At 75.4% G+C, this 13,974-nt stretch carries 10 protein-coding genes; 2 read left to right on the forward strand and 8 right to left on the reverse strand.

From position 1 onward, the window contains the following. Positions 1–120 precede the first annotated feature (120 nt). Positions 121–1,380, forward strand: a complete 1,260-nt coding sequence (kynU, locus tag O7628_RS28950; RefSeq protein ID WP_278135424.1) for a kynureninase — start codon at positions 121–123, stop codon at positions 1,378–1,380. On the opposite strand, the gene O7628_RS28955 is transcribed toward kynU, so the two are convergent. The 8 genes from O7628_RS28955 to O7628_RS28990 all read right to left on the reverse strand — a co-directional run bounded on the left by O7628_RS28955 (position 1,373) and on the right by O7628_RS28990 (position 12,351). Further along, positions 1,373–2,755 (reverse strand): HAMP domain-containing sensor histidine kinase, encoded by a 1,383-nt coding sequence (locus O7628_RS28955; protein WP_278135426.1) that lies wholly within the window; start codon positions 2,753–2,755, stop codon positions 1,373–1,375. The two genes, kynU and O7628_RS28955, sit on opposite strands and share 8 nt — an antisense overlap. Next, on the reverse strand, positions 2,752–3,447 hold the full coding sequence (locus tag O7628_RS28960) for a response regulator transcription factor (RefSeq protein ID WP_074476296.1): 696 nt from the start codon (positions 3,445–3,447) through the stop codon (positions 2,752–2,754). The genes O7628_RS28955 and O7628_RS28960 overlap by 4 nt, the downstream gene beginning before the upstream one ends. Before the next feature lie 9 nt (positions 3,448–3,456). Next, on the reverse strand, positions 3,457–5,640 hold the full coding sequence (locus tag O7628_RS28965; protein ID WP_278135429.1) for an MMPL family transporter: 2,184 nt from the start codon (positions 5,638–5,640) through the stop codon (positions 3,457–3,459). Continuing rightward, a complete protein-coding gene (locus tag O7628_RS28970) occupies positions 5,640–6,389 on the reverse strand; it encodes a DUF2993 domain-containing protein (protein WP_278135431.1) in 750 nt (249 codons plus the stop codon). Before O7628_RS28970 ends, O7628_RS28965 begins: the two co-directional genes overlap by 1 nt. 109 nt (positions 6,390–6,498) lie before the next feature. Beyond that, entirely contained in the window at positions 6,499–8,601 is a 2,103-nt protein-coding gene (locus O7628_RS28975; protein ID WP_278135433.1) for a beta-galactosidase, read from the reverse strand. 89 nt (positions 8,602–8,690) lie between these two features. Next, positions 8,691–9,665 carry a carbohydrate ABC transporter permease gene (locus O7628_RS28980; protein ID WP_278135435.1) on the reverse strand — a complete coding sequence of 325 codons (975 nt, stop codon included), beginning with the start codon at positions 9,663–9,665 and terminating at the stop codon, positions 8,691–8,693. Beyond that, entirely contained in the window at positions 9,662–10,693 is a 1,032-nt protein-coding gene (locus tag O7628_RS28985) for an ABC transporter permease subunit (RefSeq protein WP_278135437.1), read from the reverse strand. Before O7628_RS28985 ends, O7628_RS28980 begins: the two co-directional genes overlap by 4 nt. Beyond that, entirely contained in the window at positions 10,690–12,351 is a 1,662-nt protein-coding gene (locus tag O7628_RS28990) for an extracellular solute-binding protein (RefSeq protein ID WP_278135439.1), read from the reverse strand. The genes O7628_RS28985 and O7628_RS28990 overlap by 4 nt, the downstream gene beginning before the upstream one ends. Before the next feature lie 238 nt (positions 12,352–12,589). On the opposite strand from O7628_RS28990, the gene O7628_RS28995 reads away from it, so the two are divergent. Next, positions 12,590–13,801, forward strand: coding sequence for an ROK family transcriptional regulator (locus O7628_RS28995; RefSeq protein WP_256095729.1), 1,212 nt, complete (start codon positions 12,590–12,592; stop codon positions 13,799–13,801). Positions 13,802–13,974 lie beyond the last annotated feature (173 nt).

The raw sequence follows: 13,974 nt of genomic DNA on the forward strand, positions 1-13,974 counted from the left end.
ACCGGCCGGGACGGCGACCCGCCGCCGGCCGGCCCCGCAGGCGGGCCGGCTAGCTTGGGCCGCCGGTGCGGACGCCGGCCGGCGGCGCCGGGGCCCGGCAGGTCGGAAGGGGTACGAGACGTGCGAGACGACTTCCCGCGCCACCTGGCCAAGGAGCTGGACGCCACGGACCCGCTCGCCGACCTGCGCGACCGGTTCGTGATCGCCGACGACCACCTGATCTACCTCGACGGCAACTCCCTGGGCCGGCTGCCGGCGGCCACCCCGGCGCACCTGGACCGGCTGGTCCGCGAGGGCTGGGGCGACGGGCTCGTCCGGTCCTGGCCCACCTGGATCGAGTGGGGCCGGCGCATCGGCGACCGGCTCGCCGCGCACGCCCTCGGCGCGCGACCCGGCGAGGTGGTGGTCTCCGACTCCACGTCGGTGAACCTCTACAAGCTCGCCGCCGCCGCGCTGGACGCCGCCGGCGACCGCCGCACCGTGCTGGTGGACGCCGAGGACTTCCCCACCGACCGGTACGTCCTGGAGGGGCTGGCCGCCGCGCGCGGGCTGACGCTGCGGCTGCTCCCCTCCGACCTCGACGAGGGGCTGCGGCTCGACGAGCTGCGCGCCGCGCTCGACGGGGACGTCGCGCTGGTGGTGCTGTCGGCGGTGGCCTACCGGTCGGGGGCGCTGCTGGACATGGCGGCCGTCAACGCCGCCGCCCGACAGGTCGGCGCGACCGTGCTGTGGGATCTGTCGCACGCCGTCGGGTCGGTGCCGATCGAGCTGGCCGCCACCGGCGCGGACCTCGCGGTGGGCTGCACGTACAAGTACCTCAACGGCGGCCCCGGCGCGCCGGCCTTCCTCTACGTGCGCCGCGAGTTGCAGTCCCGGCTGCGCCAGCCGATCCAGGGCTGGTTCGGCCGGCGCGACCAGTTCGGCATGGGTCCCGGCTACGACCCGGCCCCCGACCTGGACCGGTTCCTGGTCGGCACCCCGTCGATCCTCGCCCTCGCGCCGCTCGACCCGGCGCTGGACGTGCTCGCCGAGGCCGGCATCGACCGGGTCCGCGCCAAGGGCCGCCGCCTCGGTGAGCTGATCGTGACGCTGGCCGACGCGTGGCTGACCCCGCACGGCTTCCGGGTGGCCTCCCCGCGCGAGGCCGACCGGCGCGGCAGCCACGTCTGCCTGCACCATCCGGAGGCGCTGCGGATCTCCCGGGCCCTGGCCGAGGTGGGCGTGGTGGGCGACTACCGGGCCCCGGACCGGCTGCGGTTGGGGCCCGCGCCGCTCTACACCCGCTACGTCGACGTGTGGGACGCCCTGGACCGGCTGCGGGGCCTGGCGGAGCGGCGCGGCTGGGAACGGGTGCCGGGCGGGCCGTCGCGGGTCACCTGAGCGCGTCGTCGGCGCGGGGCAGGGCGAACCAGACCTCGGCCCCGCCGCCCGGCGGGGACCGCAGACCGACCCGGCCGCCGTGGGCGGCGACGATGCCGGCGACGATGGCCAGGCCCAGCCCGCTGCCGCCGGCGCGCCCCGGCTCGGCCTGGGTGAACCGGTCGAACGCCCGCTCGGCGAGCGCGGCGTCGACGCCCGGCCCGCCGTCGGTGACCCGGACCGTGACGCCGTCGGCGGCGGGCTCGACGGCGACGGTGACGGGGGCGTCGGCCGGGGTGTGCGCGCGCACGTTGGCCAGCAGGTTGGCCAGCACCTGCCGCAGGGCGTGCTCGTCGCCGCTGACCGGCGCGGGCGTGGGCGCGAGCAGCCGGGCGGGCCGGCCGGGCTGGGCGGCGAGCAGGTCGGCGACGGAGTCGCGGGCCAGCACGGCCAGGTCCACCCGGTCGTGCCGCAGCTGCGGCTCGGCGTCGAGGCGGGCCAGGTAGAACAGGTCGTCGAGGATGCGCCCCATCCGGACGGCCTCGTCCTCGCTGCGGGCCAGCACCTCCGCCCGGCGGCCGGGCTCGACCATGTCGTGCCGCAGGATCTGCAGGTAGCCGCGGATCGAGGTCAGCGGGGTGCGCAGCTCGTGGGAGGCGTCGGCGGCGAAGTCCCGCAGCCGCTGCTCCGAGCGGGTGCGGGCGGCGATCGCCGCCTGGAGCCGGGTGAGCATGCCGTTGACCGCGAGGGTGAGCCGGTCGACCTCCGTGCGCGGGTCGGCGACCCGCACGCCGTCCAGGGGGACCCGCCGGTCGAGGTCGCCGTCGGAGATGGCGGTGGCGGTGGCGGTGATCCGGTCCAGCGGGCGCAGCCCCCGCACCAGCAGCAGCCGCGCGGAGCCGGCCAGCAGGAGCAGCACCGCCGCGCCGCCGGCCAGCTCCACCAGCACCAGCCGGCGCACGGTCTGCGTCACCGGGGCCAGCGGCAGCGCGATGAGCACGAGGGCCTCGCCGGCGCGTACGGTGACCACCCGCCACCGGCCCGCCAGGGTGACCGGCGTCGACGGGCCCTCGGCGGGCGGCGCCGGCGACAGGTCGAGCAGCGGGGTGGCCGGCGGGGTGGCGGCCGAGAACCGGGTGAGCGTGCCGCGGTGGCGGATCTCCACCAGGTAGTCCGACGGCGCGACGGCGGCCCGGACCGTGCCGGGGGGCTGGCCCGCGAGCTGCTTCACCCGGGTGGCGACGACGGCGGCGGCGGACCGGAGCTGGTCGTCGGTGCGCTGCATCAGGTACGCCTGCAACGCCAGCGCGCTGACCAGCCCGGCGGACACCAGCGCGGTCGCGGTGAGCCCGACCAGGCCGAGCAGCAGGCTGCGGCGCAGCGGCAGCCGGTTCACCCGGGCGCACGCAGGGCGTAGCCGAAGCCGCGCCGGGTCTCGATCAGGGGCGGCCCGAGCGGGTCCAGCTTGCGCCGCAGGTAGCCGATGTAGGTGTCGACGACGTTCGACGCGCCGTCGAAGTCGTAGCGCCACACGGCGTCGAGGATCTGGGCGCGGGAGAGCACCCGGCCGGGGTTGAGCATGAGGTGGCGCAGCAGCTTGAACTCCGTCGGCGACAGCGACAGCAGCCGGCCGCCCCGGCGGACCTCGCAGGTCTCCTCGTCGAGTTCGAGGTCGGCGTAGCGGAGCACGCCGGTGGCGGGCACGGGGGCGGAGCCGATGCGGCGCAGCACCGCCCGCACCCGCGCGACCAGTTCCTCGACCGAGAACGGCTTGGTGACGTAGTCGTCGCCGCCGTAGGTGAGGCCGGCGATCCGGTCGCGCGGGGCGTCGCGGGCGGTGAGGAACACGATGCCGATCTCGTGGCCGGCGGCCCGCAGCGACCGGCACACCTCGAACCCGTCGCCGTCGGGCAGCAGCACGTCGAGGACGACGAGCCGGGGGTGGCTCTCGCCGGCGCGGCGCAGCGCCTCGGCCGCGGTGGTCGCGGTCACCACGTCGAAGCCGTGGAACCGCAGCACGGTGGCGAGCATGTCGACGATGTTGGGCTGGTCGTCGACGACCAGGACCCGGACGGCGGCGGCGTTCATCTCGACGGATCAGACCACGGGCGGCTGGGAATTCGATGAGAGTCCGGCGAGAGCCTCGGTCCTGTCCGGCTCGGGGGCGGGTCGACGCCGACGGCCCGGGTGCCACCAGTTGGCCCGACCGAGCAGCGCCATCGTCGCCGGCACCAGCAGCCCGCGCACCACGGTGGCGTCCACCGCCACGGCCACGGCCATGCCGAGGCCGAACATCTTGATCACCGGGTCGGTGTGCAGGACGAAGCCGGCGAAGACGGTCACCATGATCAACGCGGCGGAGGTGATCACGCGGCCCGTGCCGGCGAGCCCGACGCGGACGGCGACCCGGTTGTCGCCGGTCGCCCGCCACGCCTCCTGCACCGCGCTGAGCAGGAACACCTCGTAGTCCATGGACAGGCCGAACAGCAGGGCGAACAGCATCATCGGCACGTAGCTCTCCACGGGCACCGGCCCGGACAGGCCGGTCAGCTCCACCCCCCAGCCCCAGGAGAAGACGGCCGTCAGCACCCCGTAGGCGGCGCCGATCGAGACCAGGTTCATCACGGCGGCCTTGACCGCCACCACGGGGGCCCGGAACGCCACGTACAGCAGCACGGTGGACAGGCCGACGACCACGGCGATCACCCACGGCATCCGGTCCCGGACGCGGTCGGCCAGGTCGGCGCGGGTCGCGGTGGACCCGCCCACGTGCACCTGCACGCCGTCTACCCGCACGTCGCGCAGGTCGGCGACCAGGGCGGCGGTGGCGGGGTCGCTGGGGCCGGTGTCCGGCTGCACGCTGGCCGTGGCCACCCGGCCGCCGTCGGCGAGGCGCACCGGGGCGACGGACGCGACGCCGGGCGTGGCCGCCAGCTCCCGGGTCAGCTCGGCGAGCCGGGGGTCGGCGGTCCCGGCGGCCGGGGGGTCGACGGCGGCGACCACGCTGAGCGGGCCGTTGACGCCGGGCCCGAACCCCTCGGCGAGCAGGTCGAAGCTGGTGCGGGTGGCGCTGCCCGGCGGGTCGTCGCCGGCGTCGAGCTGGCCGAGGGTGAGCGTGGCGGCGGGGGCGGCGAGCACGGCGAGCAGCGCGCCGGCGAGCAGGGCCCACCGCCAGGGCCGGCGGGTCACCCGCTCGGCCTGCCGGGCCCAGCCGGAGCCGCCGTCGCCGGCGCGGCGGCGCAGACGCAGCGGCAGCGCGTCGAGGCGGGGGCCGAGCACGGCCAGCAGGGCCGGCAGGAGGGTCACCGCGCCGAGCACGGCCACCACGACCACCAGACCGGCGGTCCAGCCCAGCGTGCCGAGGATGGGCACGCCGGCCACGGCGAGGCCGCCGAGGGCGATGACCACCGTGCCGCCGGCGAACACGACCGCCGCGCCCGCGGTGCCCATGGCGGCGACCAACGCCTCGTCGGCCGGCGTGCCGGCGGCCCGCAACGCCCGGTAGCGGGTGATCAGGAACAGGGCGTAGTCGATGCCGACGCCCAGGCCGATCATCGTGGCCAGGTTCCCGGCCACCGACGGCACGGCCACCAGGTGACCGGCGAGCCCGACCGTGGCCAGCGCGCAGCCCAGGGTGAACAGGGCGGTCACCAGCGGGACCGCCGCGGCGACCAGGCCGCCGAAGGCGAACAGCAGCACCACGGCGGCGACGAGCAGCCCGACGACCTCGGCGGTGTGCGAGCCGCCCCGCTCCGCCGCCGTGGCGAGCGTCCCGCCCGGCACCGTCTCGACGCCCGCGTCGCGGGCCGGCTGCGCCGCGTCCAGCACCGACCGGCTGAGCGCCTTGTCCACCTCGCGTGCGGGCACGTCGAGGCGGACGGTGAGGTAGCCGGTGCGGCCGTCGGGGCTGAGCGTGCCGGCGCGGGCGTCGACGCCGTCGACCCGGGTCACGTGCTCCACCTCGGCGAGCGCGGCGGCGGTGCGCTCCAGCGCCGCCCGGCGGTCCGGCTCGTCGAGGCGGCCGGCGTCCACGCGGACCACGACCTGCCCGCTGCTGGCGGGGCCGCCGCCGCCGCGTTCGCTCAGGTCCCGGGCGAGCTGGGCGTCGCTGCCGGGCAGGGCCACGTCGTTGTCGACCGGCCGCCCGAAGGCGGCGACACCACCGACCAGGGCGACCGCGACGAGCAGCCAGGCGGCGAGCACCCGCCAGGGCCGGCGTACGCACCAGCCGCCCAGCCGCTCCAGCGTCCGGTGGGTCCAACCGTCGGTACGGGCGTGCATCAGTTTCCTCCGCAGGTGCCGGCGCGGCGGCCGTCGCCGCCCCCGGGCAGGGTCAGGTCGTGTCCGGTCAGGCGCAGCCGCAGGCCGTCGTCGGCGACGTCGACGCCCTGCCAGCTCAGGCCGGCGGGCAGCGCGGGCAGCGGCCGGGACAGGTCGCGGCCACCGGTGAGCCGCTCCACCAGCTTGGCACCCGCGGGCCGCCGCATCCCCAACACCTCGATCTCGGTGGGGGTGACGGTCAGCCGGCCGGCGTCGATCGCGGGCCGGGCGAGCACGGTGACCGGGAGCTGCTGCCCGGCCATCGGCGCGGTGGTCTCGACGGCGAGCAGCCCGCCGACGCCCCGGTAGTGCACCGGGCGCTCGCCGACCGTGCCGGGCAGCGCGTCGAAGCCGACGCGGATCCGCAGGTCCAGCGCGCCGACGCGGGCCGGCTGCCCGCCGGGCAGCCGCACCCGGGACAGCTCGGCGTCCACCTCGGCGGCCCGCACGTCGCCGCGCGTGACGTCGGTGGCCCGCACGCTCACCCGGCCGAGCTCACCGGTGAGCACGCCGGGCAGCACGGGGAACCCGCCGAGGTCGACCTCGGGCGACCGGTCGAGGTCGGCGGCGCAGGCCAGCTTGTCGGCCAGCCGCTGCGCCGCCGTCCGGGCCACCCACCGGTCCGCCACCACCGCGGCCGTCACCAGGACCGCCAGGCAGGCGGCGGCAAGCAGGACGGCTCGTCGCCGCCGGTTGATTCGCAATCGCACCGGTAGAGCAGAACAGGCCGGTCTGGACCCACCACCCGAGGACGATGAGAGAAACGTGGGAGTTCGAGGTGGCCCACCTGCGGGATCGCCCGCGCACGGACGCCGGCGGTCAGCCGGCGGCGGGGACCTCCCGCACCACGGCGACGCCCCCGGCGGGCACCTCCACGGCGGTGTCGACGAGCGCGCCGGTGAGCAGCTCCACGCCGGCGGCCGGCACCCGGTGCGCCCGGTCGGTGTGGTTGAGCAGGAACAGCCAGCTCGCCGCCGCGCCCCGGCGGCGCACCGCCTCCACCCCGGCCGGCGCGGCGGGGCAGGTCGGCGTCGCCCCGGCGGCGAGGGCCGCGTCGGTCAGCAGCCGCCGGTACGTCTCGTCGTCGGGCCGGGTGGAGACGTACCAGGCGGTGCCCGCGCCGTGGCGGTGGCGGGTCACCGCCGGTTGCCCGGCGAGCACCCCGGCGGCGTACGCGCGGACGACCTCGGCCCCGGCGAGTCCGACGACCTCGGACCAGATCCGTCCGACGCCGCCACCGGCCAGGGCGACCTCGTCGCCGTCGGCGAGCGGGTGGAACTCCTCCACCCGGACGCCGAGCACGTCGCGGAACGCGCCGGGATAGCCGCCGGTGCGTACCCGGGCGTGCTCGTCGGCGACGCCGCTGAGCCAGGTCACCACGAGGTGCCCGCCGCCGGCGACGTAGTCCCGGGCCCACCGGGCGGCGGCGTCGGAGGCGAGGTAGAGGGCCGGGAGCACCAGCAGCGCGTACCCGTCGACGGGGTCGCCGGGCAGCACCACGTCGCAGCCGAAGCCGGCCCGCCACAGCGCCCGGTGCGCCGCCGCGACCTCCTCGTGGTGGTTGACGAGCTGCGAGGGCAGGCCCGGGTGTTGCAGGGCCCAGCCGCAGCCGGCGTCCCAGCCGATCGCCACGGACGCCTCCACGGCCGCGCCGTCGGTCTCGGCGATCCGGTCCAGGACCGCGCCCAGCTCCACCGTCTCGCGGAACACCCGGCTGTCGGGGCCGGCGTGCGGCACGAGCGCGGAGTGGAAGCGTTCCGCCCCGCCGACGGGGGCGCGCCACTGGAAGTACAGCGCGCCGCGCGAGCCCCGGGCGACGTGCGCGAGGCTGTGCCGGGCCATCCGGCCGGGCTCCTTGGTGTGCATCCGCCCGGCGGTGTAGATCAGGTTCGGGGCGGTCTCCATGAGCAGCCAGGCGCCGCCCCCGGCGGCGTCGCCGGGCACCGGCCGCCGGTCATGGCCGTCGCCGTCGCCGTCGGCGGGGGCGCGGGGGTCACGGGCGGTCGCCACCGGGGCGGCGGCCCGGGCGCGCGCGCCGTGCCGGGCCCAGCCCCGGGCCAGGTCCGCGGCCAGCGCCGTCTGTTCCTCGGCCCCGCCGTCGACCGCCGACGGGTAGTGGTCGACGGCCACCAGGTCGACCTCGGCGGCCCAGCGGGCGTGGTCGACGGGCACCCAGTCGCCGAGGACGTAGTTGGTGGTGACGGGCACCGCCGGGTTCGCCGCCCGCAGCAGGTCCCGCTGCTCGGTGTACGCGGCGAGCAGGGTGTCGGACCAGAACCGGCGGAAGTCGAGCAGCTGGCCGGGGTTGGCCAGGTACTGCGTCGCCCGGGGGGTGCTGATCTGCGCCCAGTCGGAGTAGTGCTGGCTCCAGAAGCTGGTGGTCCAGGCGTCGTTGAGGGCCGCCAGGTCGCCGTGCCGCCCGACCAGCCACGCCCGGAACGCCGCCGCCGCGTGCTCGCAGTGGCAGACGGTGCCGTACTCGTTGTGCACGTGCCACAGGGCCAGCGCCGGGTGGTGGGCGTAGCGCTCGGCGAGGACCCCAGCGATCCGCCGGGCGGCGGCCCGGTAGGCCGGCGCGGCGGCGCAGTAGGTGTCCCGGCTGCCGTGGTGCAGCCGCACCCCGTCGGCGGTCACCGGCAGCGCGCCCGGGTGGGCCAGGGAGAACCAGGGCGGCGGCGACGCGGTCGGGGTGGCCAGCGCCGCGCCGATGCCGTTGTCGGCGAGGAGGTCCAGCACCCGGTCGAGCCAGCCGAAGTCGTAGCGGCCGGGCGCGGGTTCGAGGCGGGACCAGGCGAACACGCCGACGGTGACGAGGTCGACGCGGGCCCGGCGCATCAGGGCCACGTCCTCGGCCCAGACCCGCTCGGGCCACTGCTCGGGGTTCCAGTCGCCGCCGAAGCGGAGCCGGGCCTCGTCCCACATGCCGCACCGTCCGTTCGTCGAGGTGGTGGTGTCCGGGTGCGTCGGGCGGCGTCCCGCGCGGAGCCGGCTCCGCGCGGGACGCCGTGGTGTCAGCCCTTCACCGCGCCGGTGATGACGCCCTTGGTGAAGTGCCGCTGCACGAACGGGTAGACGATGATCGCCGGGACGACGGTCACCACGACCACGGCCATCTTCACCGCCAGCGTCGGCGGGTACGCGGTGATCCCGGGCAGGCTGACCGCGGCGCCGGAGACGTTCGGCGACTGGCCGGCCAGGATGTAGCTCTGTAGCACCCGCTGGATCGGGAACTTGTCGTTGTCGTCGATGTAGAGCACCGAGTTGAAGTAGGCGTTCCAGTAGCCGACGGCGTAGAACAGGCCGACCACCGCGATCACCGCCTTCGACAGCGGCAGCATGATCCGGGTGAGGATGCGGAACTCGCCCGCCCCGTCGATGCGGGCGCTGTCGAGCAGCTCACCGGGCACGCCCATGAAGAACGCCCGGATGACCACGAGGTTGAACACGCTGATCGCGCTGGGCAGGATCAGCGACCAGATGCTGTCCTTGAGCCCGAGCCCGGTGACCACCAGGTAGCTGGGCACCAGGCCGGGGAAGATCAGGAAGGTCAGCAGGAAGAAGAACAGCAGTCCCCGGTGCCCCACCGAGCCCGGCCGGGACAGCCCGTACGCGGCCAGCACGGTGAGCACCAGACTCACCGTCGTGCCGACGACGGTGATCAGGGTGCTGATCCAGACGGCCCGGGTGATCTGCCCGCCGTTGAAGATCGTGATGTACGCCGACGGGTCGAACTCCCGGGGCACCATCACCATGCCGCCGGCCGCGTCGATGGTCTCCCGGGAGGCGAGGCTGGTCACCAGCACCGCCCACAGGGGAACGAGCACCGCCGCGACGAGCACGACGAGCACGACGCCCTTGCCGAACAGGCCGACCGGCGAGGGCGGCTCCTCCCACGGGGGCCGCGGGCTGCCGCGCCGCCGCCTCGGCCTGCCGGCCGTCTCGGGGGCGGCCGGCACCGGTCCGATGCCACTGAGCTGTGCGGTCATGACTTGGAATACACCCCCTGCTCGCCGAGCCGGTGCGCGAGCTTGTTGGCCGCGAGGATGAGGATCAGGCCCACCACCGCCTTGAACAGCCCGGCAGCCGCGCCCAGGCCCCACTGCTGGGTGGCGATGGCCTGGTAGTAGACGAAGGTGTCGAGCACCTCGGCGGCGTCGCGGCCGACCGCCTCCCGTTGCAGGATGAACTGCTCGAAGCCGACCGACAGCGCGTCGCCCAGCCGCATGATGAGCAGCAGCACGATCACGGGCCGCAGCCCGGGCAGCGTGATGTGCCACATGCGCCGCCACCGCCCGGCGCCGTCGGCCGCCGCCGCCTCGTACAGGTTGGGGTCGATCGCGGCCAGCGCGGCCAGGAAGACGATCGCGCCCCAGCCGATGTCCTTCCACACCGCCTCGGCGGTGACCAGCACGATGAACGTGTCCGGGTTGGTCATGATGTTCCACGGCTGCATCCCGGCCTCGCGCATCTCCTGGGCGAGCAGCCCGGCCCCGCCGAGCATCTGCACGAAGAACGTGACCACCAGCACCCAGCTGAAGAAGTGCGGCAGGTAGACGACGCTCTGCACGAAGCCGCGCACCCGCCCGGAGACCAGGCTGTTGAGCAGGATCGCCAGCAGGATCGGCAGCGGGAAGAAGAACACCAGCTGGAACGCGGTGATGGTGAGGGTGTTGCGCACCGCGTCCCAGAACAGGGGGTCGGCGAAGAGCGCCTCGAAGTTGCCGAAGCCGATCCACTCGCTGTAGAGGAACGCCTCCACGGGGTCGTCGCCGACGAAGGGGTTGTAGTCCTGGAAGGCGATGACGTTGCCGAGGGTCGGCAGGTAGTGGAAGACCAGCAGCAGCGCGGCGGCCGGCGCGGTCATCGCCAGCAGCGGCCAGTCGCGGCGCAGCCGCGCGCCCAGGCTGGCCCGGTGCCGGCGGCGGCCGGCGCGGCGGGGCTTTCGGGTCGGCGGCGGGGCCTGCCCGGCCGCCGCCGGCGCGTCCACCGCGCCGGCGGTGCCCGGGCCGCTCATCGGCCGTTGTCGGCGAGCGCCTTCTCGTGGAAGGCGCGCCCCTCTTCGCCGCCGGAGGCCATGAACTCCTTCGTCACCTGGTCGAGGTCGCTGACGGGGCGGCGGCCGCGCAGGATGTCGCGGATCTTGTCGTCGGTCGGCTGGATGATCTTCGACCAGTTGGCGGGCAGCTCCAGCTTGATCCCGGCGAACAGGTCCTTCTCCAGCAGGGCGACGTTCTTCTTCAGGTAGTCCAGGTACTGCTGGACGTAGTCCGGGGTGTCGCCACTCTTCACCTTCACCGCGACCCGGCAGAAGTTGTACTGGCCGCCCAGCTCCTTGCGGCCCAGCTCGGTCGGGACCGGGCTGCCGTCGGCCGCGCGGGTGAAGTGCTTGCCCTCCACGCCGTACTCGCGCAGCTCGAACTCGCGGCTGCCGAACGGCGCGGCGCACCAGTTGAGCACCCGGAGGATCTCGTCGACCCGGTCGGCGCCGAGGCCCTTCTTGACGAAGGTGAAGAAGATCGGCTTCTCGCTGCCCCAGATGACCGGCTGCGCGCCGGCCGCGCCGAACACGGGCAACGGCTGCATGTTGAAGCTCGGCAGCACCTTGGACTGCTCGCCCTGCAGGCCCTGCCACGCGCCGAGCCCGTCCTGGAACATCAGGATCTTGCCGGCCTTGAACAGCTGCTTCTCGTCGGCGCCCTTGCTGGCCACCGTGTCGGGGTGGACCAGACCCTCCTTGAACAGCTTCGCCGTGAACTCCAGGGCCGCCTTGTAGGCGGGGTTCTCGAACTTGTGCTCCAGGCCGCCGCCGGGCTTCTTGCGCCAGGTCTGCTGGCAGCCGTAGAACTGCTGGACCATGTCGAAGACGGTGCCGAAGGCCCACACGCCCTTGGCCGGGTCGGTCGCCTTCTTGGCCAGCTCGTAGAGCTCCTCGGGCGAGGTCGGCGCGGCGAGGCCGGCCTTGTCGAACAGGTCCTTGCGGTGGAACAGGGCCCACGCGAAGGGGCCGTCGGTGGGGTACGGCACGGCGGCCAGCCGCCCGCCCCAGACCGAGTACTCCCAGGACCCGGTGGGCAGCGCGGCCAGGTACGGGTACTTCGCGGCGGCGTCGCCCTTGAGGTGGTCGGTGAGGTCCTCGAAGAGCGCCTTGACCGCGTCGGAGAACCGGGCGACCTTGTCGACCTCCCAGTTGGGCGCCATGAGCAGATCGGGCACGTCGCGGGCGCCGAGCATGGCGTTGAGCTTGTCGGCGAACGTGGTGCCGTCCTGGAGGCTGGGGTTGATCTCGACGCCCAGCTTGGTGTTGATCGCGGCGAGGTAGGAGTTGCTGCCCAGCGTCGGCGGGGTCGGGCCCCACCAGGGGCTCATCGTGCGGATCGCCGCGCCGCCCTTGCCGGGCTGTTCGGTGACCGCGTCGACGAGGTCCTTGGGGTAGCTGAGGTAGCCGTCCGGGATCGGCCCCTCCCCCGGGATGTCCGGCTTCAGGACCTCGGCCGGCTTGTGGTTGGGCAGGACGGCCCGGACCGCGTCGGCCTGGGTGGCGCTGCCCTTGCTTCCGGCCTCCTTGCTGCAACCGGCGAGGGTGGCGCCACCCATGGTCGCGGCGGCGCCGAGACCGGCGAGGCGCAGCAGGGTCCGGCGATCGGTGGATACGCCTGGCAGGGACGGCTTCACGGCGTTCCCTTCATCTGACACGCGGGGCTTGCGGAGCACGCGCGCCCGGCTAGGATTAGTTGGGTTACTAACCGAATAAACTAATCGACGGTGATCCGGCCCACAAGGGAGCGGCGACCGCGGGGCGACGTGCCGCGCGCGGTGGTCCGGTGGGGTGCCGCGGTGCGCGATGATGGACGCGCGGACCGACCGGGGATCGCGCACCGGCAGCGCAGGGAGCGGGCACATCTTGATCAGCATGCAGAACGACCCGCAGCCGACAGACCTCGGCGACGTGCGGGTCGCCAACCGGGCCGTGGTGCTGCGGCACGTCCGGGTGCACGCCCCCTGCTCCCGGGCCGACATCGCGGCCCGCACCGGGCTCAACAAGGCCACCGTCTCCAGCCTCGTCGGCGAGCTGATCGAGCGCCGGCTGGTGCGCGAGACCGGGCTGACCGAGAACCGGATCGGCCGCCCGGCCACCATGCTCGTCCTCGACGGCGAGCCGTACGCCGCCCTCGGCCTCCAGGTCGGCGTCGACGAGCTGGCGGCGGTGGCCGTCGACCTCGGCGGCAACCGGCTGCTCACCTGGCGGCGCGCCTTCGCCGCGCCGGCCGCCACGCCGGACGAGACGGTCCGGGCCCTCGTCGCGCTGGCCCGCCGGGCCACCGCCCGGATCGCCGGCGAGGGGCGGGCCGTGCTCGGCCTGACCGTCGGGGTGCCGGGCCTGGTCGACGCGGCCGGCTGCGTGCCCCTCTCCCCCGCGCTCGGCTGGCGCGACGTGCCCCTCGCCGACCAGTTGCGCGCCGCCCTGCGCGACCCGGACTTCACCGTCGCCGTGGACAACGAGGCCAACCTCGCCGTCCTGGCCGAGCAGCGGCACGGCGCCCGGGCCGGGGCCACCGACCTGGTCCACCTCACCGGCGGCGCGGGGATCGGCGCCGGGGTGATCGTCGACGGCCGGCTGCTGCGCGGCAACCGGGGCTTCGCCGGCGAGATCGGGCACCTGGGCCTCGACCCGACCGGTCCGGCCTGCCCCTGCGGGCGCTCCGGCTGCCTGGAGGCGCTGGTCGGCCTACCGGCCGTGGTGGGCCGGCTGCTGCCCGACACCGCCGGGGACGGCCCCGTCACCGACTTCCTTCCCGAGCTCGACCGGCTCAGGGCCCTGGCCGGGCAGGACGACCCGACCGTGCGCGCCGGGCTGGCCGAGACCGGCCGCCACCTCGGCCACGCGGTCGCCCTGCTGGCCGGCCTGCTCAACCCCGAGGCGGTGCTGGTCGGGGGCCACCTGGCGACGCTGGGGCCGTGGCTGCTGCCGGCGGCCCGGGCCGAGCTGGCCGCCCGGGCCCTCGCCCCGGAGGCCGGCGGCTGCCGACTGGAGGCGTCCACTCTGGGGGGCACCGCCGCCGCGCTCGGCGGGGCCACGGCCGCCCTGGCCACCGTCGAAAGTGGCCGGCTGCCCGCCCGCTGACGCGGGAACCCGTGGCCGTCAGCCCTTGACCACCACGGCCCGGTGGTGCCAACCTCGGAGCAGCCGTCCCGTCCGGGCAGACGGGGCGGCCTGGTTCCTCGTCGGTTGTCGAAGCGCTTCACCGCGTCCGGGTCGGCACCCGCACACCACCACCCCGCGATGCCACCTGTCAC

The sequence above is a fragment of the Micromonospora sp. WMMD956 genome, assembly GCF_029626125.1.
Lineage (GTDB): Bacteria > Actinomycetota > Actinomycetes > Mycobacteriales > Micromonosporaceae > Micromonospora > Micromonospora carbonacea.